At 69.9% G+C, this 25,415-nt stretch carries 24 protein-coding genes; 15 read left to right on the forward strand and 9 right to left on the reverse strand.

Features of this window, described 5'->3' with window-relative positions:
* The first annotated feature begins 106 nt into the window (after positions 1 to 106).
* The 13 genes from WBA97_RS05300 (at position 107) to WBA97_RS05360 (ending at position 13,901) form a co-directional block, all read left to right on the forward strand.
* On the forward strand, positions 107 to 1,768 hold the full coding sequence (locus WBA97_RS05300) for an ABC transporter substrate-binding protein (protein WP_424229548.1): 1,662 nt from the start codon (positions 107 to 109) through the stop codon (positions 1,766 to 1,768).
* Positions 1,765 to 3,768: an FAD-dependent oxidoreductase gene (locus WBA97_RS05305; protein WP_424229549.1), complete on the forward strand. Its 2,004-nt coding sequence runs from the start codon at positions 1,765 to 1,767 to the stop codon at positions 3,766 to 3,768. The genes WBA97_RS05300 and WBA97_RS05305 overlap by 4 nt, the downstream gene beginning before the upstream one ends.
* A 3-nt stretch (positions 3,769 to 3,771) precedes the next feature.
* The gene (locus tag WBA97_RS05310; RefSeq protein WP_424229550.1) at positions 3,772 to 4,155 is read left to right on the forward strand and encodes a carboxymuconolactone decarboxylase family protein; all 384 of its coding nucleotides are present in this window, start codon (positions 3,772 to 3,774) and stop codon (positions 4,153 to 4,155) included.
* On the forward strand, positions 4,152 to 4,880 hold the full coding sequence (locus tag WBA97_RS05315) for a DUF2848 family protein (RefSeq protein ID WP_424229551.1): 729 nt from the start codon (positions 4,152 to 4,154) through the stop codon (positions 4,878 to 4,880). Before WBA97_RS05310 ends, WBA97_RS05315 begins: the two co-directional genes overlap by 4 nt.
* Complete coding sequence (locus WBA97_RS05320) at positions 4,880 to 5,662, forward strand: maleate cis-trans isomerase family protein (RefSeq protein WP_424229552.1); 783 nt, start codon at positions 4,880 to 4,882, stop codon at positions 5,660 to 5,662. Before WBA97_RS05315 ends, WBA97_RS05320 begins: the two co-directional genes overlap by 1 nt.
* Positions 5,655 to 6,365 carry an SDR family NAD(P)-dependent oxidoreductase gene (locus WBA97_RS05325; RefSeq protein WP_424229553.1) on the forward strand — a complete coding sequence of 237 codons (711 nt, stop codon included), beginning with the start codon at positions 5,655 to 5,657 and terminating at the stop codon, positions 6,363 to 6,365. The genes WBA97_RS05320 and WBA97_RS05325 overlap by 8 nt, the downstream gene beginning before the upstream one ends.
* Positions 6,362 to 7,420, forward strand: coding sequence for an ABC transporter permease (locus tag WBA97_RS05330; RefSeq protein WP_424229554.1), 1,059 nt, complete (start codon positions 6,362 to 6,364; stop codon positions 7,418 to 7,420). Before WBA97_RS05325 ends, WBA97_RS05330 begins: the two co-directional genes overlap by 4 nt.
* Positions 7,413 to 8,267: an ABC transporter permease gene (locus WBA97_RS05335; RefSeq protein ID WP_424229555.1), complete on the forward strand. Its 855-nt coding sequence runs from the start codon at positions 7,413 to 7,415 to the stop codon at positions 8,265 to 8,267. Before WBA97_RS05330 ends, WBA97_RS05335 begins: the two co-directional genes overlap by 8 nt.
* A 1-nt stretch (position 8,268) precedes the next feature.
* On the forward strand, positions 8,269 to 9,084 hold the full coding sequence (locus tag WBA97_RS05340) for an ABC transporter ATP-binding protein (RefSeq protein ID WP_424229556.1): 816 nt from the start codon (positions 8,269 to 8,271) through the stop codon (positions 9,082 to 9,084).
* Complete coding sequence (locus tag WBA97_RS05345) at positions 9,081 to 10,079, forward strand: ABC transporter ATP-binding protein (protein WP_424229557.1); 999 nt, start codon at positions 9,081 to 9,083, stop codon at positions 10,077 to 10,079. Before WBA97_RS05340 ends, WBA97_RS05345 begins: the two co-directional genes overlap by 4 nt.
* The gene (locus tag WBA97_RS05350) at positions 10,076 to 10,888 is read left to right on the forward strand and encodes an alpha/beta fold hydrolase (RefSeq protein WP_424229558.1); all 813 of its coding nucleotides are present in this window, start codon (positions 10,076 to 10,078) and stop codon (positions 10,886 to 10,888) included. Before WBA97_RS05345 ends, WBA97_RS05350 begins: the two co-directional genes overlap by 4 nt.
* Before the next feature lie 117 nt (positions 10,889 to 11,005).
* Positions 11,006 to 12,445: an MmgE/PrpD family protein gene (locus tag WBA97_RS05355; protein WP_424229559.1), complete on the forward strand. Its 1,440-nt coding sequence runs from the start codon at positions 11,006 to 11,008 to the stop codon at positions 12,443 to 12,445.
* The gene (locus WBA97_RS05360) at positions 12,438 to 13,901 is read left to right on the forward strand and encodes a dihydroorotase (RefSeq protein ID WP_424229560.1); all 1,464 of its coding nucleotides are present in this window, start codon (positions 12,438 to 12,440) and stop codon (positions 13,899 to 13,901) included. Before WBA97_RS05355 ends, WBA97_RS05360 begins: the two co-directional genes overlap by 8 nt.
* A 5-nt stretch (positions 13,902 to 13,906) precedes the next feature.
* Here WBA97_RS05360 and WBA97_RS05365 read toward each other — a convergent pair whose 3' ends face one another.
* The 6 genes from WBA97_RS05365 to WBA97_RS05390 all read right to left on the reverse strand — a co-directional run bounded on the left by WBA97_RS05365 (position 13,907) and on the right by WBA97_RS05390 (position 21,293).
* Positions 13,907 to 14,908 (reverse strand): sodium:calcium antiporter, encoded by a 1,002-nt coding sequence (locus WBA97_RS05365; RefSeq protein ID WP_424229561.1) that lies wholly within the window; start codon positions 14,906 to 14,908, stop codon positions 13,907 to 13,909.
* Between the two features lie 86 nt (positions 14,909 to 14,994).
* Positions 14,995 to 16,203, reverse strand: coding sequence for a cation:proton antiporter (locus WBA97_RS05370; RefSeq protein ID WP_424229562.1), 1,209 nt, complete (start codon positions 16,201 to 16,203; stop codon positions 14,995 to 14,997).
* A gap of 14 nt (positions 16,204 to 16,217) precedes the next feature.
* Complete coding sequence (locus WBA97_RS05375) at positions 16,218 to 17,705, reverse strand: FAD-binding oxidoreductase (RefSeq protein ID WP_424229563.1); 1,488 nt, start codon at positions 17,703 to 17,705, stop codon at positions 16,218 to 16,220.
* A 2-nt stretch (positions 17,706 to 17,707) separates the two neighbouring features.
* The gene (locus WBA97_RS05380; RefSeq protein ID WP_424229564.1) at positions 17,708 to 19,483 is read right to left on the reverse strand and encodes an NAD(P)/FAD-dependent oxidoreductase; all 1,776 of its coding nucleotides are present in this window, start codon (positions 19,481 to 19,483) and stop codon (positions 17,708 to 17,710) included.
* 20 nt (positions 19,484 to 19,503) lie between these two features.
* On the reverse strand, positions 19,504 to 20,307 hold the full coding sequence (locus WBA97_RS05385) for a TauD/TfdA dioxygenase family protein (protein ID WP_424229565.1): 804 nt from the start codon (positions 20,305 to 20,307) through the stop codon (positions 19,504 to 19,506).
* Positions 20,307 to 21,293: an L-tyrosine/L-tryptophan isonitrile synthase family protein gene (locus WBA97_RS05390; protein ID WP_424229566.1), complete on the reverse strand. Its 987-nt coding sequence runs from the start codon at positions 21,291 to 21,293 to the stop codon at positions 20,307 to 20,309. The genes WBA97_RS05385 and WBA97_RS05390 overlap by 1 nt, the downstream gene beginning before the upstream one ends.
* 228 nt (positions 21,294 to 21,521) lie before the next feature.
* On the opposite strand from WBA97_RS05390, the gene WBA97_RS05395 reads away from it, so the two are divergent.
* Positions 21,522 to 22,019, forward strand: a complete 498-nt coding sequence (locus WBA97_RS05395; RefSeq protein ID WP_424229567.1) for a pyridoxamine 5'-phosphate oxidase family protein — start codon at positions 21,522 to 21,524, stop codon at positions 22,017 to 22,019.
* A gap of 3 nt (positions 22,020 to 22,022) precedes the next feature.
* Here WBA97_RS05395 and WBA97_RS05400 read toward each other — a convergent pair whose 3' ends face one another.
* From WBA97_RS05400 to WBA97_RS05410, 3 genes are read right to left on the reverse strand one after another with little or no spacing between them, the layout of a single operon-like run.
* Positions 22,023 to 22,679, reverse strand: a complete 657-nt coding sequence (locus WBA97_RS05400) for a maleylpyruvate isomerase family mycothiol-dependent enzyme (protein ID WP_424229568.1) — start codon at positions 22,677 to 22,679, stop codon at positions 22,023 to 22,025.
* Positions 22,676 to 23,515 (reverse strand): fumarylacetoacetate hydrolase family protein, encoded by an 840-nt coding sequence (locus tag WBA97_RS05405; RefSeq protein ID WP_424229569.1) that lies wholly within the window; start codon positions 23,513 to 23,515, stop codon positions 22,676 to 22,678. Before WBA97_RS05405 ends, WBA97_RS05400 begins: the two co-directional genes overlap by 4 nt.
* Entirely contained in the window at positions 23,512 to 24,621 is a 1,110-nt protein-coding gene (locus WBA97_RS05410; protein ID WP_424229570.1) for a cupin domain-containing protein, read from the reverse strand. Before WBA97_RS05410 ends, WBA97_RS05405 begins: the two co-directional genes overlap by 4 nt.
* Before the next feature lie 47 nt (positions 24,622 to 24,668).
* Between WBA97_RS05410 and WBA97_RS05415 the strand changes: the two genes are divergently transcribed.
* Positions 24,669 to 25,412 (forward strand): IclR family transcriptional regulator, encoded by a 744-nt coding sequence (locus tag WBA97_RS05415; protein ID WP_424229571.1) that lies wholly within the window; start codon positions 24,669 to 24,671, stop codon positions 25,410 to 25,412.
* Positions 25,413 to 25,415: the final 3 nt, after the last annotated feature.

Below are 25,415 nucleotides of genomic sequence, written 5' to 3' on the forward strand. Positions count from 1 at the left end.
AGGTTGCGTTCGGTTCCGGGGGTTGACAGTGCTCCGGAAGGAGCGTCAAATCTGGAACAACTTAATCATCTTTTCCCGCTCAGCGGAACACCCTAGAGGATGCGCGATGATCAAACCCTGGTTAGATCGGTCAGTCGGAGCGACTCGCGGGGCCAGGAGGGGCCGCGCGGCCGGTGCGCTCGCGGTCGCCGTCGCGCTGGTCGCGACCGCATGCGGGGGCACGTCCGGCGGCGGTGGTTCCGCCGGGGCGTCCGCGACGTTCACCTACGCACTGACCGGGCTCCCGACGAGCCTCGACCCCGCCGACTACCAGGGCGACCCGTCCCGCAACATCGGCTTCGAGCTGGCCAGCTCGCTGTTCCGCTGGGACACCGAGAAGCTGCCCAACCAGGGCTGCGACGAGCTCGCCAACGTCGACCAGCTCACCGGTCAGCTCGCCGAGTCCTACGAGCGCAGCACGGATGGCAAGGTCGTCACGGTCAAGCTGCGTGACGCCACGAGCGCGGCGGGTAACAAGCTGACCTCGGCCGACGTGAAGTGGACCTTCGACCGGCTGATCGCGCTCGAGGTCGGCACGCCCAACACGCTGATGCAGGACGTCGCCGACTACGCCGCCGACCCGATCAAGGTCGTCGACGACAAGACCTTCGAGATCCAGCTGGACGCGGCGGGTGCGATGGACCTCGCGATCCTCACCTGGGCACAGTTCAGGATCCTGGACAGCACCGACGTCAAGGCCCACGTCACCGACGCGGACCCGTGGGCCAAGGAGTACCTGGTCAACCACTCCGCGAGCTTCGGCCCGTGGACGCAGGAGCCAGGTGACTTCGTCTCCGGCGACCGCCTCACCCTCACCGCCAACAAGAACTACAAGGCCGAGCGGGGTGACGTGACCAAGCTGGTGTTCCTGTCGGTGCCGGACGCGTCCAGCCGCGCGCAGCTGGTGTCCACCGGCAACGCCAACTACGGCACCGGTCTGCAGTACGAGCAGTACGCCCAGCTGAAGGACACGCCGGGTGTCGACGTGCAGACCTGTGCGTCCGCCGACCGCATCCCGCTGGTGCTCAACGCCAAGGACCCGAACCTTGGCAAGCCAGAGGTGCGCAGGGCGATCTCGCTCGCCGTCGACCGGAAGTCCATTGTGGACGCGGTCTACCGCGGCTTCAACAAGCCGGCCACCGGCGGGCTGAGCCACGCCTACGGCATCGAGAACACCGAGAAGGGCACCTACAGCCACGACGTCGCGGAGGCCAAGAAGCTGATGAGCGAGGCGGGCGTCGGGAACATCCCGATCACGCTGCACATCAGCCCGAGCCGCCCCGGCCCGGAGGCCGAGCAGATCGCGATCCTGCTGCAGAGCCAGCTCAAGGAGATCGGCATCGACGTGAAGATCCAGACGGTCGCGAGCGCCACCGAGATCAACACGATCTTCCACGACGGCACGTTCCAGGCACTGCTGTACCTGGAGCCGCCCGCGGTCGCCGACCCGTACTACTCGGTCTTCCTCTACAACTCGTCGTTCTCGAAGCTGAACACCTACGGCTACGCCAACCCCGAGCTGGACGACCTGGCCAAGCAGATCGGCGTGATGTCGCCTGGCGAGGACCGCGACCAGCTCGCCGCCGAGGCCGGTGAGCAGATCGTGCAGAACCCGCCGTTCATCTACCTGGTGGACCGCGACTTCGTGCACGCGGTGCGCGAGGGGTTCACCAACTATCAGCACGCCCCCAACGGGGAGATGTTCGTCTACACGCTCAAGCAGGGATGACGACAGCAGTGACCGAGTACCCGAACCTGTTCTCACCACAGAAGATCGGACCCAGGACCGCCAAGAACCGGGTCTGGATGACCGCGCACAGCACGCAGCTCGTGAAGGACCACAACTTCACCGAGGAACACGTGCACTACTACGCGGAACGGGCCCGCGGCGGGGTCGGCGTCATCACCATGGAGGCGATGGCCGTCCACCCGACGACCCAGCCGTACAAGGGGAAGATCTTCGCGTTCGACCCAGCCGTGGTGCCCAACTACAAGTTGCTGGCCGCCGCCGTGCACGAGCACGGGACGCTGCTGCTCGCCCAGCCGTGGCACCGAGGCAGGGAGACCAGCGGCACGGTCAACCGGCTGCCGGTGTGGGCGCCGTCGTCGGTGCCATGCACGGTGTACCGGGAGATGCCGCACGTCCTCACCCACGACGAGATCGACGAGCTGATCCAGGGTTACGTCCTCGCCGCGCGGTACGCGGTGGAGGGCGACCTGGACGGGGTCGAGGTGCACGGGCTCGCGCACGGGTACCTGCTCGGCCAGTTCCTGTCGCCCGCGACCAACCACCGGACCGACTCCTACGGCGGGAGCTTCGAGAACCGGCTGCGGCTGATCGTGGACATCATCGAGCGGACCAGGGCGGAGACCGGCCGGGACCGGATCGTGGGTGTCCGGATCAACGGCAGCGACGGCGACGTCCCCGGCGGACTGTCCAACGCGGACTGGGTGGCGATCGCCAGGGCACTGGCGGACACCGGGCTGATCGACTACATCTCGGTCACCCAGGGCACCTACATCGAGCGGATGAACATCTACGGCGCCACCCCGAAACCGGCCGGGTTCCAGATCGAGGACACCGGCAGGATCAAGGCGGCGGTGCCGGAGCTGCCGGTCGTGGTGGCGGGCCGGATGAACACCCCGGAGATCGCCGAGCAGGCGCTCGCGGCCGGCAAGGCCGACATGATCGGCATGGCACGCACGCTGATCGCCGACCCTGAGTGGCCCAACAAGGCCCAGCGGGGCAAGGCGAACACGATCCGGCCGTGCGTCGGCGCGAACTGGTGCATGGCGTCGATCGTCAACTCGCCGCTCGCGTGCGTGCACAACCCGGCCGTCGGCCGGGAGCGCCAGCTCGGCGTCGGCACGCTCACGGAGGCGCCGCGTCACAAGCGGGTCGCGGTCGTCGGCGGCGGGCCGGGTGGCATGCGGGCCGCGCTGACCGCCGCCCAGCGCGGGCACCACGTCACGCTGTTCGAGCAGGAGTCCGAACTGGGCGGTCAGGTGCGGCTGATCGGCAGGTCGGAGACCTACGCCGAGTGGCAGGGCATCACCGACTGGCTGATCTCCCAGCTCGGGGAGAGCACGGTGGACGTCAAGCTGACGCACCGGGTCGGGCCGGGAGAGCTGGACGCCGGGTACGACGAGGTCGTCATCGCGACCGGCTCCACGCCGCTCAAGCACGGCTGGAGCAGCCTGCACCCCGCGTCGTGGGGTGACGGGTCGATCGTGCCGGGTGCCGACCAGTGGAACGTGTACTCGGTCAACGAGATCCTGTCCGGCAGGGCCGAGGCCGGGCCCCGGGTGATGATCTTCGACGACACCGGCGCACGCCAGCCGCTGGTGGCCGCCGAGTACCTCGCCGACCGCCGCCACGAGGTCGTGATCGTCACCAGGCTGCCGCAGGTCTCGCCGGACCTCGAGGCCAGCCGCGACCTGCAGGCCACCTACCGCCGCGTGCGGGGCAAGGGCATCACGTTCGTCACCGACCACGAGATCGCCTCGATCGTCGAGGACTCGGTGGTGCTGCGCGATGTCTGGACGGGCACGACCACCACACACGATTCGGTCGACGCCGTGGTGCTGAGCACGGGCAACGCCGCGGACGACGCGTTGTTCCACGAGCTCAAGGGAAAGACGTCGGTGCGGGCGATCGGCGACTGCGTGTCGCCGCGCCGCATCTTCAACGCCATCTGGGAAGGCGAACTCGCCGGACGGGAGATCTAACACATGACCAGCACGGAACTCACGGGCGAGGAGATCGTCGAGCAGGCGAAGGCCCGCCGCGGCGGCAAGCTGCTGCCGGTGCACGAGCTGATGGCCGAGGTCGACCCGCAGATCCTGCGCCGCTACGACCAGCTCACGGCGGAGCTGCTGTTCCCGGAGGAGCCCAAGGCGCTGGACCTCAAGACGCACTACCTCGTGCTGGTGGGCGTCACCACCGCGGTCAAGGGCGACCCGGACGGGGTCATCTGGTCGGCCAAGCGCGCCATGCAGCACGGCGCGAGCCGCCGCGAGGTGCTCGAGGCGGTGCTGCTCTCCGGGCTGCCCGGCGGCATGCCCACGATCGAGGAGGCCACGCACGCGCTCAAGAAGGTCTTCGACGAGTCGTGACCACCTTCTCCCTGCTCGTCGCCGACCCGTCCGGTGTGGACATCCCGCTGCCGGTCACCCCGGCACGCGTGTACAACCTGGGCTCGGCCACCGTCGACGCGTCGTCGGCGGTGGCCCACCAGGAGGAGGTCGCCGACGTCGGCGTGCGGATCGCGTTCGACATCCCGGCGCCGAGGATCTACCCGATGGCGGTCAGCTCGGTCACCACCGACACCACGGTCGGTGTGCACAGCGCCGCCACGTCCGGTGAGGCCGAGCTGGTGCTGGTCGTCCACGACGGCGAGCTGTACCTCGGGGTCGGTTCCGACCACACCGACCGGGAGCTGGAGCGGCAGAGCATCATCTGGTCCAAGCAGTACAGCCCGAGCGTGCTCGGGGCCAGGGTGTGGCGCTGGGCGGACGTCGAAACACGCTGGCCGGCGCTCGTGCTGGAGTCCACGGTGGACGGTGAGCTGTACCAGAGCTCGCTCGCGTCGGTCTTCCTGCCACCGAGGCAGATCCTCGGGATCCTCGCAGAACGGGTGACCACGCTCCCGGACTCCTACCTCGTCTACTGCGGCACCTACACCAGCATCGACAGGACGATCCGGTTCGGCACGACGTGGACCGCGACGCTGCGCGATCCCGACGGTGACGACCGGCTCGACCTCGGCTACGACGTGGTGAACCTGCTCGGCGAGATCGAGCAGGGCTACCGGGTGCCGCTGCGGCCGGAGGAGGGCTGATGTACGGGAGAAGGGCCCGGCTCGGCGTTGTCGTCCCGTCCACCAACACCACGGTGGAGCCGGAGTTCGCCGCGCACGTCCCGCACGACGTCGCGGTGTTCGCGACCCGTGTGCTGGTCGCGGAGGTCGGCACGGAGGCGGAGAAGACGGCGAGTCTGCTCGCGATGCACGACAGCCTCGACCGCGCGGTGACCGAGCTGGCGAGCGCGGGTGTCGACGCGATCGCCTACGCGTGCACATCGGGCAGCTTCCTCGCCGGTCGCGACTCCGACCAGGGCATGTGCGCGGACCTGTCGCGCAGGCACGGCGTGCCGATCGTGACCACCAGCAGCGCGCTGGTGGCGGCGCTGCACGCGTTGTCCGCGACGGCGCTCGCGGTGGCGACGCCCTACGTCGCGCCGGTCGCCGACGGCGCCACCGCCTACCTTTCGCAGGCCGGTTTCGACGTGGTGGCGCGCAACGACCTGCACATCCTGTCCAACCTGGACAAGGGCAGGCTGGAACCGGCGGCCGCCTATCTCGCGGCCACCGGCATGGACCTCGCGGACGCCGACGCCGTGGTGGTCAGCTGCACCAACTGGCGCACGCTCGACGCGCTCGTCGCGGTCGAGTCCGCCACCGGAAGGCCCGCGATCAGCAGCAACCTCGCCACGTTGTGGGCGCTGTCGCGGCTCGCCGGGATCGACGAGCGGCTCAGCCCCGGCGTGGCGCTGATGTCGCACCCGCTGCCGGACGTGTTCCGGGCCGAGTGGGCAGTTCCCGAGGGAGTACGTCATGGCTGACCCGATCGCGCTCGTGACCGGCGCGGGCGGTGGCATCGGCAGTGTGCTGTGTGCCGACCTCGCCAAGCACGGCTACACGGTCGTCGCCGCCGATCTCGGTGGCGAGCCGGTGCCCGGCGCCGCCAACACCGTCGCGCTGGACCTGCGGGACGGCGCGTCCTGCCACGCCGCCGTCGCGGCCACGGTGGACCGGTTCGGCGGGCTCGACCTGTTGGTCAACAACGCGGGCATCAACGCGAGAGGCAGGACCGAGGACATGCCGGAGGAGGTGTGGCACCCGGTCGTGGAGGTCAACCTCAGCGGCACCTTCCGGATGTGCCAGGCCGCGCATCCGGCGCTGGCCGCCGTCGGCGGCACCATCGTGAACCTCGCGTCGACCGGCGGTCTCGTCGCGATCGCCGGCTCGGCCATGTACGGCGTGACCAAGGCCGCGATCATCCAGCTGACCAGGATCCTCGCGATCGAGTGGGCGGGGGCGGGCATCCGCGTCAACGCGGTCGCGCCGACGATCGTGCCGTCGCCGATGACCGCCGACGTGCTGGACGACGCGGAGTACATGACCGCGAAGCTCGCCACCATCCCGCTCGGCAGGCTCGTCGAGGCACAGGAGGTCGCCGACGCGGTGCGGTGGCTCGCGTCGCCGGGGTCGGCGATGGTCACCGGCCAGACCATCGCGGTCGACGGCGGGGTGAGTGTCCTGTGACGGCGACGATGGCACCCGCCGAGCCCCGGCGGCCCTGGTCGAAACGGCATCCCGCGCTCCGGTACGCACTCGTCCGCGTCGCGATCGTGCCGATCTCCCTGTTCGTGCTCGGCAGCGTCTCGTTCGTGCTGGTCTTCTTCATCCCCGGCAACCCGGCGGTCACCATCCTCGGCGACTTCGCCACCCCGGAACAGATCGAGCGGGTCAACGCCCAGCTCGGTCTCGACCAGCCGCTGTGGGACCGCTACCTGTCCTACTGGGGCCACCTGCTGCAGGGCGACCTCGGCACCTCGTTCTTCACGAACGAACCGGTGCTGTCCGACATCGGCAAGTTCCTGCCCAACACCGTCGAACTGGTCGTGCTGGCGCTGTTGGTCGCGGTCGGGCTCGGCCTGCTGATCGGCGTCACCGGCGCGTACTTCGCGCACCGCTGGCCGGACCGGTTCCTGAGCGGCGTCACCTCGGCACTGCAGTCGGTGCCGGACTTCTTCCTCGCACTCGTCGGCATCTACGTGTTCTTCTTCCTGCTCGGCTGGGCACCGGCACCGATCGGACGGCTGTCGATCGACGCGGGCACCGACCACCCGCCGTTCCTGATCTTCGGCAGCCTGTTCCGCGGCGACCTCACGACCTTCGGTTCCGCGATGGCGCACGCCGCGCTGCCCGTGCTCGCGCTCGGGCTCGTCTACTCCGCCTACTTCGCGAAGACCGCGCGCGGCAGCATGGGTGCCGCGCTCACCACCCCGCAGGTCGAGTTCGCGCGGGCGTGCGGGCTGCGGGAGCGCACCGTCGTGCGGTACGCGTTCCTCGCCTCGCGCACCACGGTCATCACCTACGTCGCCATCCTGTTCGGCTCGCTGCTTGGCGGCGCGGCCATCGTGGAGCGGGTGTTCAACTGGCGGGGCATGGGCCAGTGGGCGCTCGAAGGCGTGCTCAAGGTCGACGTGCCGGTCATCCAGGGCTTCGTGATCACCGCGGGCCTGATGACCCTGACCCTGTTCCTGCTGCTGGACCTGCTGGTACTGGCCCTGGACCCGAGGGTGAGCTATGAGTGAGCCGACTCTGACAAGGCCAGGGCCCGGTGCGGTGACCCGGTGCTGGCTGTTCCTGCGTGCCAACCCTGGCATCACGTTCGGCGGCGGGATACTGCTCCTGATGCTGCTGGCCGCGTTCTTCGCGCCACTGCCGTACGGGCCGACCACGCCGGACCCGACGAACGTGCTGCAGACCCCGTCCGGCGCGCACATCTTCGGCACCGACGCCAACGGCTTCGACGTGTTCTCCCGGGTCGTCGCGGCCGGGCGGCGGGACCTGCCGCTCGCGCTGATCGGCACCCTCGCGTCCCTGGTGATCGGCCTGCTGGTCGGGCTGCCGCTCTCCACGAAGAGCCCGTGGAGCGAGCGGCTGATGCGTGCACTCGACGCGTTCCAGTCGTTCCCGCTGATCGTGCTTTCGGTGACGATCGTGTCGCTGACCGGCAACAACATCCAGAACATCGTCTACGCCATCGTGATCATCAACGGGCCGCGCTTCATCCGGCTGATCCGCGGCGAGGCACTGTCCATTCGCGACGGACGGTTCATCGAGGCCGCGGTCGCGACGGGCGCGCGGCCGAGGCGGATCGTGTTCCGCCACATCATGCCCAACGTCGTCCACGTGTGCCTGGTGCAGTGCTCGCTCACCGCCGCCAACGCGGTGATCGTCATCGCGGCGCTGAACTTCCTCGGCGTCGGCGTGTCCCCGCCCGACCCGACGTGGGGGTCGATGGTGCAGGTCGGTGCGCAGGGCATCTCGACCGGGCAGTGGTGGGTCGCGATGTGGCCCGGGGTGGCGATCTTCATCGCGATCGCGAGCCTGAACGTGCTCGCCAACGGGATCCAGCGCAGGGTGGAGGGGAGCTGACATGCTGAGCGTTTCCGGGCTCACGACCGAGTTCCGCACCCGCGTGAGCGGGGTGCGGGCCATCGAGGACATCTCCTTCGAGGTGCCGCAGGGCGTCGCGGTCGGGCTGGTCGGCGAGACCGGCTCCGGCAAGTCCGTGACGATCAGGTCGATCCTCGGCCTCCTGCCCGCCAGCGGCCGGGTCGTCGCAGGCCGGGCCGACTTCGACGGGGTGGACCTGTGCACGGCGAGCCGCAAGCAGCTGCGCGGCATCCGCGGCAGGCGGATCGGTTTCGTCGCGCAGAACCCGTTCGGCTCGCTCAATCCGGTGCTGTCCATCGAGAAGCAGTTCGCCAACGTGATCCGCGCGCACCGGAAGCTGAGCAGGGCCGACGTCCGCTCGCTGGCGATGGAGCGACTCGACTCGGTTCAGGTCCGAGGGCCGGAGCGGGTGCTGCGCGGGTACGCCCACGAGCTGTCCGGTGGCATGGCGCAACGGGTGGTGATCGCGCTCGCGATGCTGCACGATCCACCGCTCGTGATCGCCGACGAGCCGACCACGGCGCTGGACGTCACCGTGCAGCGCCAGATCCTCGACCTTATCGACGGGCAGGTCTCGGCAGGCAACCGGTCGCTGCTGCTCGTCACCCACGACCTCGGTGTGGTCGCCCAGTACTGCAGGCAGGTCGTCGTCATGAAGTCGGGACACGTGGTGGAGACCGGCGCGGTCGCCGACGTGTTCGGGGACCCTCAGCACGCCTACACCAGGCAGTTGCTGGCCGCGGTGCCGCCAGCGCCGTGGTCGATGGCCGCGAAGGCGGAGGTGACGGGCGCATGAGCGAGTCATCTTCCCGGCAGCTGATGGAACTGACCGACATCCGGCATGTCTTCCGCCGCGGCGGCAAGGAGGTGCACGCGATCAACGGGGTCTCGCTGTCGGTCGGTGCCGGCGAGACGGTCGCGGTGATCGGCGAGAGCGGGTCAGGCAAGTCGACGCTCGGCCGGGTCGCGCTCGGGCTGATCACCCCGTCGGCGGGCTCGGTGACCTTCGACGGGACCACGCTCGGCGGGCTGTCGAAGACGGAGCTGCGCGGGATGCGCTCCCGCATGCAGGTGGTGTTCCAGGAACCGTACGAGTCGCTGAACCCGCGCATCAGGGTCGGCGACATCGTCGAGGAGCCGTTGATCATCCACCGAGGCGAGCTGTCCAGGTCGCAGCGCCGCGCGAAGGTCACGGCGATGCTCGAACGGGTCGGCCTCGCGCCGGAGCACGCCGAGCGCTACCCGCGCAACCTGTCCGGCGGACAGCAGCAGCGGATCGGGATCGCGCGGGCCATCATCACCGAGCCGGAGCTGGTGGTGCTGGACGAGCCGACGTCCTCGCTGGACGTCTCGGTGCGGGCCCGCGTGCTCGACCTGCTGCGGGACCTGCAGCGGGAACAGGGCATCTCCTACATCTTCATCTCCCACGACCTCGCCACCGTCGGGCTGATCAGCGACCGCGTCGCGGTGATGTACCTCGGGCAGATCGTCGAGCAGGGGCCGACCGAGGAGGTGCTCGGCAACCCGAAACACCCGTACACCAAGGCGTTGCTGTCGGCGACGCTCTCCACGGTGGTGGGGGAGAAGCGCGAGCACGTGCCGTTGCGCGGCGAGATCCCCAACCCGTCGTCGGCCCCGGTCGCCTGTGTCCTCAGTGGACGCTGCCCGATCGAGATCGAGGAGTGCTCCTCGGGACCGGTCGCGCCGCGCCGGATCGCGGAGCGGCACGACGTGGCCTGCCTGCGTGCGGAGCGGGTCGACAGCCTGCTCGCCGTCGGGGAACCGGAGTGAAGGCCGGCTATCTGCGTGCCCCGTGGGGCCTGGTGCACTACCGGGCGGCCGAGGAACAGGTCCATGACGATCGGCCGTTGCTGGTGATGCTGCACCAGAGCCCGCTGTCGTCGCGCCGGTACCGCAAGGTGCTCGGCGAGCTCGCCAGGTTCTGCGTGCCCGTCGCCGTGGACACCCCGGGATACGGGTGTTCCGAGGTGGGCTCCGGCGTCGGCAGGGACGAGTGGACCGTCGACCGGTACGCCGACCTGGCGTGGTTCGTCGCCGACGCGTTCGGCGCCGAACGGCCATGGCTGTTCGGCAGGGCCACCGGCGCGGTGTTCGCACTGCACGCCGCCGCCCGGCGCCCGGGTCGGGCGGCGGGTGTGGTCCTGCACGGTGTGCCGGTCTACACCGAGGAGGAGAAGGCGGCCAGGCTCGCCGACTTCGCGCCGCCGTACACGCCGACACCGGACGGGGCCCACCTGGACTGGATCTGGCGGCGGGTCACCGGCGAGTACCCGTGGGCCGGGCCGGAGCTGGTCACCGACCTGGTGCGGGACTACCTGCACGCCGGCCCCGACTTCGCGTCGTCCTACCGGGCGATCTGGCGCCACGACCTGCACGCGTCCGCACGGCGGGCAGGCAAGGTGGACCTGTTGCTCGCCGGCTCGGCCGACCGGATCGGCTACATGCACGAACGGGCGGTCACCGCGATCGAGCACCGGGAGGCCCGGGTGCTGCCGGGTGCCACCGACTTCGTGGCCGAACAGGACCCGGCCGCGTTCTGCCGCGCACTCGCGGCCGTCATCGAGACCAAGGGGGCATGAGCACGTGAGTGACGGACCGCTGTCCGCGCACCGGGTACCGCTGGTGGAACGGGGTATCCATCTCGTCGAGACGCTGGACCTCGAGGAACTGGCCGTGGTCCAAGGGGAGGTGCACCAGTGACCGAGCAGACGACCGAACCGACGCTGAGCAGGCGACTCGCGTGCTTCGCCGACACCGTCCGGCGCACGACGCTGCCCGAGGAGGTCGCATCGAGTGTGCGCGACCGGATCCTCGACGTGCTCGGCCTGTGCGTCGCGGCGCGACGGCTCGACACGAGCGCCGCCGCACTCGCGTACGTGCGTGAGCAGGGCGGCGCCGGGCAGGCACACGTGATCGGCGACGCGACGCTCGTGCCAGCGGCGCTCGCCGCGCTCGCCAACGGGGTGCTGGCGCACTCGCTGGACTACGACGACACGCACCTGCCGTCGGTGCTGCACCCCAGTGCGTCGGTCGTGCCCGCCGCGCTGGCCGCTGCCGAGGCGGCGGGCGCGGACGGGGACGCGGTGCTCGCCGCGGTCGCCGCCGGGCTCGAGGTGTGCGTCCGCCTCGGCATGGCGGGCTACGACCGGGACGCGAAGAACTCGACGTACTTCGAGCACGGCCAGCACGCCACGTCGATCTGCGGCGCCATCGGCGGCGCGGTCGCGGCGGCGATGCTGCTGGGCCTTGACGAGGACGGCATCGCCAACACCATCGGGGTGTCCGCGTCGATGGCCGCGGGCGTGATCGAGGCCAACCGCACCGGCGGCACGGTGAAACGGCTGCACTGCGGGTGGGCGGCGCACGCCGCGGTGAGTGCGGCACAGCTGGTGCGGCACGGCTTCACCGGCCCGCCGACCGTCCTGGAAGGCCGGTTCGGGTTCTTCGAGGCGTTCCTGCGCGGCGAGTTCGACCCGGCCGAGATCACCGACGGGCTTGGTGAACGCTGGACCGTGCCGGGCATCTTCTTCAAGCCCTACCCGGCGAACCACTTCACCCACACCATCGTCGACGCGGGTCGCGCGCTGCGCGAGCAGGGCGTCGACCCGGCGGAGATCGAGTCGCTGACCATCGGGGTGCCCGCCGCCGTGGTGCGCACGGTCGGCGAGCCGATCGCACGCAAGCGCACCCCGGCCACCACCTACGAGGCGCAGTTCAGTGGCCCGTACGCCGCGGTCGTCGGGCTGCTCGGCGGCGCGGGCCTCGGTGCGTCCTACGCGGACTACGCCGAGGCGCTGCTCGGCGAACCCGCTCGCGTCCGGCTGATGGCGTGCACCGACGTGGTCGCCGACGACGAGTGCTCGGCGATCTTCCCGTACCAGTTCCCCGCCGTGCTCCTGGCGCGAACCCGCGACGGTCGCGAGTGGACGGCCAAGGTGCTCGTCAACCGCGGCGGCCCCGACCACCCGCTCACCATCGACGAGCTGCGTGCGAAGTTCCGCGACAACGTGGCCGGTGTGCTGACCGACGACGCGGCGGGTGCCGTCGAGAAGTGCGTCGCCGGACTGGGGAACGGCACGCGCCCCGACGAACTGCTCGCGCTCGCCCACGAACAGAAGGAACAAGGGGATGTCTGAGTACGACCTGGTACTGCACAACATCGAGCTGGTCCGGCCGGGCGCCGACGCACCGGAGCGCACCGCGATCGCGGTACGCGACGGGAGGATCGCCGGTGTCGGTCCCGAGCTGGCCGGCGCGGCCGCGACCGAGGTCGTCGACGGCGGCGGGAAGCTCGCGTTCCCCGGCGTCGTCGACGCACACCAGCACTGGGGCATCTACAACGAGCTGGGTGCCGACACCGAGTCGGAGAGCAGGGCGTGCGCGCAGGGCGGGGTCACCACCGCCCTGACCTACATGCGGACGGGGCAGTACTACCTGAACAAGGGCGGCGAGTACGGCACGTTCTTCCCCGAGGTGCTCGCCACCAGCGAGGGCCGGTCCCATGTGGACTACGGGTTCCATCTCGCGCCGATGATGAGCAGGCACATCGAGGAGATCCCCGAGCTGGTCGAGAAGTTCGGCGTGCCGTCGTTCAAGGTGTTCATGTTCTACGGCTCCCACGGCCTGCACGGCCGGTCCAGCGACCAGAGCAAGTTCCTCATGATCCCCGATGGCGAGCGGTACGACTACGCGCACTTCGAGTTCGTGATGCGCGGCATCCAGGCCGCGCGTGAGGCCTTCCCCGACCGCGCCGACGAGATCTCCCTTTCGCTGCACTGCGAGACCGCCGAGATCATGACCGCGTACACGAAGATCGTGGAGCGCGACGGGAAGCTGACCGGCCTCGAGGCGTACTCGGCGTCCCGCCCAGCGCACTCGGAGGGCCTCGCGATCTCGATCGCGTCGTACCTGGCGCACGAGACCGGGCTCGCGAACATCAACCTGCTGCACCTGAGCTCCCGCAAGGCGGTCGACGCCGCGCTGCGGATGGCGGAGGCGTTCCCGCACATCGACTTCCGGCGCGAGGTGACCATCGGGCACCTGCTCGCGACGTTCCGCACCGCGCACGGCATCGGCGGCAAGGTGAACCCGCCGCTGCGCGACCAGGACGACGTGGACGCGCTGTGGGAGTATGTCCTGGACGGCACCGTCGACTGGGTGGTCAGCGACCACGCCTGCTGCCGCGACGAGACGAAGTTCGGTTCGCCGCGCGAGGACGTGTTCGTGGCGAAGTCCGGGTTCGGCGGCACCGAGTACCTGCTGGCAGGCCTGGTGTCGGAGGGCCGACGGCGTGGCCTGCCGCTGGGCCGGGTCGCGGAGCTGATCTCCAGGAACCCGGCGCGGCGGTACGGCCTGCGTACCAAGGGCGACGTCGCGGTCGGCTTCGACGCGGACATCGCGCTGGTGGACCCGGACCACACGTGGGTGGTCCGCGCGGCCGACTCCGAGTCGACGCAGGAGTACACCCCGTTCGAGGGCTTCGAGCTGTCCGCCCGGGTCACCGACACGTTCCTCCGGGGCCGGCGGGTACTGGCGGAGGGCAGGGTGACCGGTGAACCGGCGGGCCGGTACCTGTCCCGCCCGACGGCGTAGGGCCATCACACCCCGACGAACAGGTACACCAGTACGCCGCCGTACAACGCGGCCCACGTGAGGATCCACGGTGTCGTGAACCGGCCGGTGCGGCGCACGTTGACCAGTGCGAGCGCGCCGCCGACGAACGCGCACGCCATGGCGATCACGGCGGCGGGCTCCAGCTGCCACGAGACGAACACGAGGCCGATGGAGACGGGGATCGCGGTCTGGAAGACCATCGCGCCGGTGATGTTGCCGAGGGCGAGCGCGTCCTTGCCCTGCCGGACCCACAGGATGCTGTTGAGCTTCTCCGGCAGCTCGCTGGCCAGCGGCGCGAGGGCGAGCGCGAGCACGAGTGCGGTGATGCCGAGCGCCTCGGAGAGGCGTTCGACCTCGTGCACGAACAGTTCCGCGCCGCCGACGATCAGGGCCAGGCTCACGATCACCTGCGCGATGACCAGGATGTTCCTTGGCGACGACGGCCTTGCCGGGTCGAAGTACAGCCTGCCGAGGTCCTCGTCGTCATCCGAGTCGCCCGCGCGGACGACCGTCCGCCAGACGTAGACGCCGTAGGCGATGACGAACACGCCTGCCATCACGACGTGCACGGTCTTGCCGACGGGCACCACACCGAGCACGAGCCCGGCGCTCAGCAGCACCAGGAACACCGACAGGTCCCGGATGGTGGACGACCGGTGCAGCTCCAGCTGGATGCCCTGGTCGCGTCGCCCGCGTGCCAGCCAGGTCGAGGTGCCCACCACCACCATGCCGAGGGTGGCGAGCAGGAACGGCGCCCCGATGATGGCGCCGATCGCGATCTGCCCGGACTGTTCGCCCGCGATGATCGCCATGACCGGGATCGTGGACTCCGGCAACGCGGTCGCGACGGCGGCCAGCACACTGCCCACCGCGCCGTGCCCGAGGTTGAGCCGCATGCCCGCCCACTCGACGGCGTTGGTGAACGCGATGGCTCCGGCGAGGATCATGGCGAAGCTCAACGCCAGCCAGGCCACTGTGAGCACCATCTGGTCGGCCCTTTCGTGTGCCCGGGTGTGTCGTTTCGACGAGTAGTAGTTCCCGCGAAACGCCCGGCCAACCGTCCTCGCCGAGTTCAGGCGGCGAGGACCTCGCGTGGCTGGGGGACCAGCCGCAGCAGGGGAGCCGCCATCAGGGTCGTCACGAGCGCCATCAGCAGCATGATCGTGAACAGGGTCGGCGTGATGACACCGAGCTCAAGGCCCACGGTGAGGATGACGATCTCCGTCAGGCCCCTGGTGTTCATCAGCAGGCCGATCGTCGCCGAGGACTGCCAGGTCTCGCCTGCGGCGCGGGCCGCCAGTGCCGCGCCGCCGAACTTGCCCGCGACGGCCACCACGATCACCAGCGCGGTGACCCCCCAGAGAGCAGGCGAGGTGAGCAGGTCGACGCGGGTGCCGAGGCCCACGACCACGAAGAACACCGGCAGCAGCAGGTAGGTGACCGTGGTTTCGAGGCGGTCGTGGACCTCCTGGCGCCACGGCTCGCGTCGCGGCATCACCACCCCGGCCAGGAACCCGCCGAAGATGGCGTGGATGCCGATCTGCTCGGTGGTCCACGCGCTCACGAGCAGGAGCACCAGCACCGCCCACAGCGGCACGCGCTCGAACCTGGTGAGCAGCGGGGCGATCACCTTGAGCATGACGAGCACGTACACGACGGCCAGCCCGATGGTCGCCGCGGCGTCCCACATCCCGGAGGACGACGTGGTGGCCACGACCACCGCCAGCAGGCACCACGCCGTCACGTCGTCGATCGCCGCGCAGGTCATCGCCAGCACGCCGGTCCGGGTCCTGATCAGACCGGTCTCCTGCAACAGCCTGGCCAGCACCGGGAACGCGGTGATCGACATCGCGGCGCCGATGAACAGGACGAAGGCCAGCCGGTCGACACCGGCGCCGTAGGCCGGGTACAGCCACAGTGCCAGCGCGGCACCGAGCAGCATCGGCACCACGATCGACGCCTGGCTGATCGCCACCGCTCTGCGCCCCTGGCCGCGCAACGACCGGAGGTTCAGCTCGATCCCGATCAGGAACATGAACAGGGTCAGACCGAACTGGGCCAGCACCTTCAGCGCGCCGATCACCCCGTCCGGGAACAGGAACCCGAACGCCTCCGGCCAGAACAGTCCCAGCACGCTGGGTCCAAGCAGGATGCCCGCGATGATCTCGCCCATGACCCTCGGCTGGCCGACCTTCGCGATCAGCCAGCCGACGGTACGGACGCTCACCACGACCGCGCCGACCGACAGCAGCGCCTGAACGTTCGCCGCGGCAGCGGACATCCTGTCTCCTCCGGTCAGAGCCTGCCGTAGCGGCCCGGCGCGATGACGTGGTCCGGGTCCAGCGCGTTCTTGAGCAGCTCACCGGCGGCCCAGACCGGGGTGTCCTGACCGGTCAGGTAGGCCATGTTCGCGATGTCGACGCGGTAGAAGCGGAACCCGTCCTCGTACAGCGCGCGGTGCAGCGCTGCACTGCACGCGTGGGCGTTGCGTACCTGCGCGGCGTCGGTCGTGTCGAAGTAGACGTTGATCACCGACTCGAGCGCGTTCGCGTCGACCGGGTTGAGTGCGATCGCGGGCACGAGGTCGTACTGCGCGCACACCTTCTCCACCAGCTCGACGGCCTCGGTGACCACCGGGCCGTCCGCGGGCAGGAACGGCATGCACGCGAGCATCCCGTACCGCGTCGCGTCGAGGTCGTCGGGATCGGCGACATCGGACCCGTCTCCGAGCGTCTGGTAGAGCCCGTTCATGAACACGCTGTTCGACTCGCCGCTGTGCACACGGAACATGCCGTCGACCATCGGGTCGGCGCCCGCCATGTCCTCCTGGGAGAAGAACGTCACGGCGCCGCCCAGCGGCGCGAGCGCCGCGGTCAGCTCTTCCCGCGCGAACGCCACATAGGCGGCGGAGCCGTCGATCGCGGTCACCCCGGTCCACGTGGCCGACTCGGTGCTGGCGCTCATCGTGAGGATGCGCTTGTCGTTGAAGACGTGCACGATCGAGCGCAGCGTGCGGTCGCGGAACAGGCCGGACACGGTGTCGATGGCGTCCGCGAGCCGGGGGTCAGGGAAGGTGAACATGAGCATCCGCATGGCTTCCTGTGCGGGCACCAGGTTCACCACCGCGGAGGTCACCACGCCGTAGTTGGACTGCGTGAACAGCCCGTCCAGGTACGGGCCCATACCGTACTTGTAGTGGTGCGCCTCGCGGATGTTGTCGTCGTTGCCCCAGTACCCGGTGCGCACCAGGTCACCGGTGCCGAGCACGACCTCGACGCCGCGCACGTCCTCCGTGCGGTGGTTGCGGAAACCGGTGCCACGTTCGATCGCGTTGCCGAGCACGCTCGACTTCGGCGAGGACCCGGTGACGTTGAGCAGCAGCCGCAGCCCGCGTTCGCGGAGGTACTCACCGAGCTGTTGTTGCGTCACACCGGGTTCGATGATCGCGTAGTGGTGCTTCTCGTTGACCTCGCGGATCCGGTTCAGCTTGCCGAGGTCGAGCAGCGCGCACCCGTCCCTCGGTGGCACCCGCGAGCCGAGGCCCCAGTTCTTGCCGGTGCTGTACGGGTAGAGGGGCACGCCGGTCTCGCGGGCGATCCGCACGACCGTGATCACGTCGTCGACCGAGTCCGGCCGCAACGCGGCCACAATGGACCGTGGGCCGTAGGCGGTCGTGTTGCGCAGCAACGCGTCCAGGCCGTCCTGGTCGCTGGTGACGGCGTCATCGCCGAGCAGGTCGCGCCACTGACCGATGGCGCGTGCGTGGTCGGGAGTGGTGGTCATGGTCACGCCGCCTCCGCGGTCGGCGCGGCCGACGCCACGGTCACCACACCGGCCAGGTACAGCCGCTTGAACAGCTGTAGCTGGGGGAGTGTCAGCGTGTCGAGGAGTTCCTGGTAGCGCACCGGCCCACTCGCGAGCAGCGCGGCCAGCTCAGCGGCGCCGTCGCGGTCGAGCCCTCGGATCTCCTGGGTCGGCGTCTCGAACCGTTGGCAGGGAATCGGTTCGGCCGTCGGCGACGGTGCGACGTGCCCGTTCGCGACCGGGTCCTCCCAGTACTTCGCGATGGCCTCCTTGACCGGCGGTGGCAGGTCGAACGGCGGTGGCGGGATGAACGCCTTGAACCCCGGCACGTCCAGCCCAGGACCGGGCCGCACCCGGACGTCCGCCGCCAGCTCCAGTTCGGTGTCCGGCGTCAGGTCCTCCGGTTCGGCGAGCGCGGCGGCCGCGGCGAACGGGCCGTTGCGGTCGAGGTCGGCCATCCGCCTGCTGCCACTGGTGATCACCTGCAGCAGGTCGGGGGTGAAGCCGGTGTTCAGCAGGGCGTCGAAGGTCCGCTCCTGGATGCCGAGGTCGACCGTGTTCCCCCTGCTCTGCCAGTAGACGCTGCCGGGGTTGTTCTTGCCGATGGCGTGATACCACTGGTCGATGGACAGCGCGTAGGTCTTCGCCATCCCGTGCCAGCCCTCGTCGTAGTCGTGCCAGAGGTCGCGGGCCTCGCGCTCGGAGGTGGCCGGATCGGCGCTCTGCTTCAGCAGCAACGCGGCGGTGGCGGCCTGGTTGGCCGCGAACGCGACGCCGGAGGAGAACAGCGGGTCGACGAAGTAGGACGCGTCGCCGATGAGCAGCCACCGCTCGTCGTAGTTCGCGAACTGGTCGTTGATCATCGAGTAGTTGGTGGCGGTGAGCATCTTGTCGGCGATCGGGGTGACGTCCTGGATCAGCTCGCCGAGCAGCGGCACCTGCTTCACCGTGTCGATGAAGACGTCCTGCCTGGTGAAGTCCTTGCCAGCCAGCTTGAGCACGGCCGGGTTGGTGACGATGCCGATGGAGTGGGTCAGCACCCGCTTCCCGTCGACGAACTTCGGCACCGGGATGTACCAGCACCAGCCGTCGGGGAAGGCGAAGCAGCCGATCGGTGACACGTTCGGCTCGTGGAAGACGTTCCAGTCCTCAGGCATCGACTGCACGGACTGTCCGCCGAGGAAGTGCTGCCAGATGGCGATGTTGCGGTAGCCGGACAGCCACTCGCGCTTCTGCTTGGCGGCGATGCTGTTGCGTCGGCCGGACGCGTCGACGAAGTAGCCGCCGCGCACGGTGGTGCCGTCCTTGAGCGTCACGACGCACCCGTCGCCGGTCGGCTCGAACTTCGAGACCGACACGCCCTGGAAGACGTCCACTCCCGACTCCGCGGCGTGGTCGAGCAGGATGTGGTCGAACTCGGCGCGGTTGACGTGCATGGCCCATCGGTGCACGCCGTCGTTGACCCAGTTGGCGTGGTCGAAGAACGCGACCTTCGGGTCACCGTCCTCCCAGTTGAACACGCCGCCGTACTTCTTCACCCAGCAGTCGCTCGCGAGCACCTTCTCCAGTGCGCCGCTCTCCTCCAGCACCGGGATGAGCGGGTGCGCGAAGGACTCCCCGATGTGCTCGCGCGGGAAGACCTCCTTCTCGAAGACGCACACCCGCAGGTCGCTCTGCCGCGCCAGCAGCGCGCCGAGCGTCGAGCCGGCGGGCCCGCCACCCATGATGATCACGTCGTACTCTGGCCGAACATTCATCGTCTGTCCCCTCGCGGTGCTCAGATGACCTGGATGCGCTGCAGGTGCCTGGACGGGTCGCCTCGGAACGCGTTGCGACCGTGCACCAGCGCGTGGTTGTCGACGATGACGATGTCGCCGTCGCGCCACTCGTGGTGGTAGCAGACCTCGGGGTCGTGCAGCCGGTCCCGGAGGTCGGCCATGAACGGGCCCGCGTCCTGGGCGGGGACACCGGACATGGTGAGGAAGAGCGGGTTCAGGTACCGCGCGGGGTCGAGCGGCTCCGCGTAGCGGATGGTGGTCTCGCCGGTCACCGGGTGGGTGGACAGCAGCGGTTGCGTCACGTTGCCGCCGTAGTGCGCGAGCTTGTCGGTGCGGTAGGTGACCTCGACGGACTCCCACGTCCTGCGCAGTTCCGGACCGGCCCGGCGGACGACCTCCGCCGTGTCGCAGAAGACCGTCTCCCCACCGGTGCCCGATGGCGGGGCACTGACGCACTGGAAGAGGAACAGGCTGGGGGTGGCGCGTGCGAACGCGCCGTCCCAGTGGAACGGCACGTCTCCCCGGCTGAACAGGTAGTTCGACGGGTCGTCGTGGATCACGAGGTCGAGCACCGCGCCGAAGTCCCAGGTGAGGATCTCGCCCCAGTTCTCGCAGTAGCCGACGAGCTGGTCGGTCTCCAGCAGGTCGAACCCGCGCAGCACCACCACCTTGGACTCGATCGTCCAGTCCCGCAACAGGTCGGGCGGGATCCGGCGCACGTCGGCACCCGGTTCGGCTTGCACCACCCGCCCGAACGGTCGCAGGTCGGTGCGGATCAGGTCTGGTGATACGGATCGTGTCATCAGGCGGCCTTCCCCTGAAGCTCGGTCATCTCGGTCGCTGCGGGACGGACGAAGTGGCTCGGTCTGCTGTTGCGCCAGATCAACGAGGCCCGCATGTTCTCCGCGTCGCTCCGCTTGACGAGCGTGAACCTGTGGCCGTCGTCGACGACCACGCCGTGCCACGGGGTCAGCCAGCTGTCCGTGGTCCTGATCATGTGGAACCCGATCTTCTGCCCGTGGCGTTCCTGCGGGTGGATCGAGAGCCGCAGCGAGGCGGGGAACACGTCGCCGATCAGTTCGCCCCAGGCGTTGCTGCGCTGGATGACCTGGTAGGCCATCTCCTTGCAGTGGGTGCGGAGCTTGGTGCGGGAGAGCTCGGGCCGCAACGCGGTCTGGTCCTCGACCATGAAGCGGTGGATCCCGTTGAACAGCCCGCGTCTGGCCGGCAGCTCCTTGACCTGCATGCGGATCTCGTCGATCGACTGCGCGTACTTGAGCAGCAGCGTGTCCCGCATGTCGGCGAACGACGCCGAGCGGAACGCGTCGTCGAGAGAGTAGATGTCCACCGAACCACCACCGGTGGCGCGGATCATCCTGCGCAGCTCGGTGCGGTATTCCAGCACGTCGTCGTCGGGAATCCCGAGTACGTCGCTGAACACGTGGCCGTCCGAGCAGATGGTGATCCGCGCGCCGGGCGGGTAGACGTGGCTCAGCTGGTCGCAGAAGGACTCCAGGAACCCGATGGCAAGGTGTTCCCCGAGATCGGGCAGCGTGCCGAGCACCTTGTTCGGGTTGCGGGACTTCGCGGGAAACGCCGGAAGCACGAAGTGCACCGGTCTCCCCGCGACGACGAAGTCCCTGACCTTGTCCCGGTGCACCGCGAAGCAGGTCTCACATGGCCGCTCCGCACACGGACCGGCGGTGTCGTCGGTCCGCCGGAACTCGAAGATCAGCTGAAGAAGTTGCCGGACCGTGTCGTCCGTGGAAAGGGGTGGAGCAGTCCGCATTGGTCACTCCCTGTTCAAGACCACGACCGTTCGTAAGCGCTCGCAGACCATGTCTACGGCAGACTGCTTTTCTTCTGTTGGTGACGAAGTGGTCATGCGGTGGAATCGGCATGAGTACGGCTCGAAGCCCACGGTCAGGACGTTGCCCGCGCCACGGGCCGGTGATGCCGTCGGCGACGGCGTAGTCTCTTTTGTGGCGTTGTCTCACCTAGTGACAAAGGGGTGCTCATGGGTGTGAACCAGCGCGACCAGGTCGTGATGTCCGACGACGAGATCGCCAGGTTCCTGTGTGAGCAGCGGGTGGCGACCCTGGCGACGATCGGCCCGTCCGGCCAGCCGCACCTGGTGGCGATGTGGTTCGCCGTGATCGACGGCGTGGTGTGGTTCGAGACGAAGGCCAAGTCGCAGAAGGCGGTGAACATCCGCCGCGACGGCCGGGTGACCGTGATGGTCGAGACCGGCCACACCTACGACGCACTGCGTGGTGTCGCGCTGGAGGGGCACGCCACCATCGTCGACGATCCGGCCGCGCTGTGGGCGGTCGGCGTGAACGTCTGGGAGCGGTACAACGGCCCGTACAGCGAGGAAGTGCGGCCGATGGTCGAGTTCATGCTCGCCAAGCGGGTCGCCGTGCGCATCGACGTCGCGCGCACCCGGTCGTGGGACCACCGCAAGCTCGGTCTGCCCGCCTTGGAGCTCGGCGGTACCACGGCCGAGTACCTGTAGGGCTCAGAGCCACCGTGGCAGCGCCGGGAGCGACGGCTCCCGGCGACGTCCGCTGAGCCACGCCGCCAGCTCGGGCACGGGCATGGTGACGTGCACGGGTGTGCCGTCACCGGCGATGTCCCAGGTCCGGTCGGCGGAGGTAACCGTAAGAGCCGGTCCGTTCCCCTGCTTGTCGCGCCACCGGGCGATGTCGGTCACCAGCGCCTCGCACACCCCGTCGGGCAGGTCGGCGAAGTCGGTGCCCGCCGCCAGGTCCACCGCGTGGACCGCGACCTCCCTGGTGCGCAGCCATGGCAGCTCGGTCGCCCGCACCGTGCGGCCCTGCGCCGTCACGACCTCCGCCTCCCACCGGGCCGCCGGCAGGCCGGCGAGGTCCGTCGCGAGGGCGGCGGCCGAGGCGTGCGCCGTGGCACGGAGGTCCGCCGGACTCCTGCGGGCACCCAGCTCGATCTCCTGGTCCCGTTCGTCCGGTGAGGCGTACATCGGTGTCCGGACGCCGGTCCTGGCCCACGTGACCAGTCGCCGCAACGCGTCCGCGTTGGCGGCGACATGGGCGACGACATGCGCGCGGGTCCAGCCGGGCAGCACCTCGACGGCGAACTCGTCGTCCGCGATCTTGTCCATTGTGGACAGGAACAGCCCGGTGGCGGCCTCGATCACGCCTGCACCGGGGCCTGCGCACGGGCGACGTTGGTCAGCGTGCCGATCCCCTCGATCTCGGTGCTCACGGTGGCCCCGTCGGTGAGGTACCGCCGAGGGTCCCTCGCGTGGCCGACGCCGCCGGGTGTGCCGGTCGCGATGACGTCCCCCGGGCGCAGGGTCACGATCTCGGAGACGTACCGGACCAGTGCCACCGGGTCGAAGACGAGATCCTCTGTGGTCGACTCCTGGACGATGACGCCGTCGACCGCGCACCGCAGCGCGAGAGCGGGCCGGACACCGCCCGGCAGCTCGTCCGGCGTGACCAGCACCGGGCCGAACGGGGTGCTGCCCTCGAAGGTCTTGCCCTGCAGCCACTGCGGTGTCCGGTACTGCCAGTCCCGCATGGTGATGTCGTTGAGCACCGAGAAACCGGCGATCGCGGCCGCGGCCTGCGCCTCGGTCGCGCGGCGGACCGGTGCGCCGATGACCACCGCGAGCTCGGCCTCCCAGTCCACCGCGTCGGACGCGGGGTCGAGCGCGATGTCGTCCTGGGGGCCGACCAGCGCCTCGGCGTACTTGGCGAACAGCGTCGGGTGGGCAGGCAGCTCGCGCCCCATCTCCAGGATGTGGTTGCGGTAGTTCAACCCGACGCACACGATCTTGCCCGGCCGGGGGACCGGCGGCGCGAGGTCGGTGACGGGGTGGTGTGCGCCGTCGCGGGCCGCGACGGTTCGCCAGCCGGGGTCGGCCAGCAGCGCGCCGAGATCCGGCGCTGGTAGCTCGACCGCGGTCGTGTCGTCGAGCAGGCGGGCGGCGGTGGTCCGGCCTGCCAGCCGCAGCGTGGCGAGCCTCATTCGTCACCCTCCTGAACCCGGTAGGCGTGCAGACTCTCGAAGATCGGGGTGTCGCTGAAGCGGAACAGGTCCACCTCGGACTCGGCGGTCACCGCGAACGGCACCCAGGACGGCACCGCGACGAGGTCGCCGCGTTCGACCCGCCATGCCCGGCCGCCGAGCGAGACCCGGCCGGTGCCGTCGAAGACCTGCCAGACCGACGAGCCGACCTCGCGCCGGGTCGTCGTGGTGGTGCCCGCGCACACCCGGTGCATCTCGGCGCGGATGGTGGGCAGGACGTCGCCGCCCGTCGTGGGGTTGCTGAACCGGACCGCGGCGTGGCCCCGTTCGACCACGCCGGGCCTGCCCTCGGCCGCCAGTTCCAGCTGCGCCGACAGCGCGGCGTCGGTGTGTTCCCACCGGTAGGCGGTGATCGGGGAGGAGGGTGTGGCGCCCGGCTGGGAGACCGGGCGCAGCCCGGGGTGTGCCCACAGCCGCTCCGCGTATGAGCGGGCCGGCGTCGAGCGGTTCTCGACGACGTCCGGCCCCAGCTCGAAGAACGCCGAGCCCGTGGCGTGCACGAACGGGATGTCCAGCCCGTCGAGCCACGCCATCGGGGTGTCGCTCTGGTTGTGGTGGCCGTGGAAGCGCCACCCTGGCGTGAGCAGCAGGTCGCCGCGGCGCATCGCCACCGCGTCGCCGTCCACGACCGTCCACACGCCCTCGCCCTCGACGACGAACCGGAACGCGTGCTGCGTGTGCCGGTGGACGGGGGCGTCCTCGCGCGGGTTCAGGTACTGGATCGCCGCCCACAGGGTCGGCGTCGCGTACGGGGCCCCGCCGAGGCCGGGGTTGGCGAGCGCGATCGCCCGCCGTTCGCCGCCGCGTCCCACCGGGACCAGTTCGCCGGACCGGCCCGCGATCTCCAGCAGCCGTGCCCACCGCCACACGTGCGGGGCCGCGTCCGGCTTCGGGCTCGTCGGCATCAGGTCGCCGATCTCGGTCCACAGTGGAACGAGCAGCTCGCTCTCGAAGTCGCGGTAGAGGCGCGCGAGGTCGGGGGAGGGCGTTGGCTGACCTGGTGCGTCCGGCATCGCGAGCCGGACGGGGGACTCGGTCGACGTCATGGCCCGACGCTAGCGCCGTTCTGCTCACCGGCATCTAGGATTCTGTTGTGCGGAACAAACCGGCCTACAGCATCGAGTCCGTCGACCACGCGCTGCGTCTCGCGGTGCTCCTCCAGCAGGAGGGGCCGCTGCGGGGCAGCGAGGTGGCGGAGCGGCTCGGCGTGGCCCGCTCGACCGCGCACCGGTTGCTCGCGATGCTCGTGTACCGCGAGTTCGCCGTGCAGGACCAGGACAAGCGCTACGCCGCGGGACCGGTGCTGTCCCACCCCGTCGCGGCGGAACCGGTCACCAGCCTGCGCGAGCTGGCGCTGCCACACGTGCGGGAGCTGGTCCGCCGCTGCGGGGAGACGGTGAACCTCACCGTCCTCCACGGCGCCGACGTGCGGTTCGTGGTCAGCGTGGAGTGCGACCAGGTGCTGCGGGTCGGTGACCGCGAGGGGAGGCTCCTCCCGGCCAGTCTCAGCTCCGGCGGTCTCGCGATCCTCGGCGCACGCGGCGAGGAGGGCCTCGAGCGGTACTGCGCGGGCGACGCCGACCTCCCGGCGCTGCGCAGGGAGGTGCGCCGGGTGCGCCGCCAGGGGTTCGCGGTCAACGACCAGCGCACCGAGGCGGGGGTCACCGCCATCGGCCGGGCGCTGCGGGACCAGGCGGGCTCGCCGGTCGCCGCGGTGTCGATCGCCATGCCCACGGCCCGCTACGACCGCACCCGCCTGCCCGAGTGGGTCGCGTTGCTCACCGCGACCACCTCGGCGATCGAGCGAGCATCCGGCCTTGACACAACCCGGGCCTGACGT

Source organism: Actinophytocola sp., from assembly GCF_049647105.1.
GTDB lineage: Bacteria > Actinomycetota > Actinomycetes > Mycobacteriales > Pseudonocardiaceae > Actinophytocola.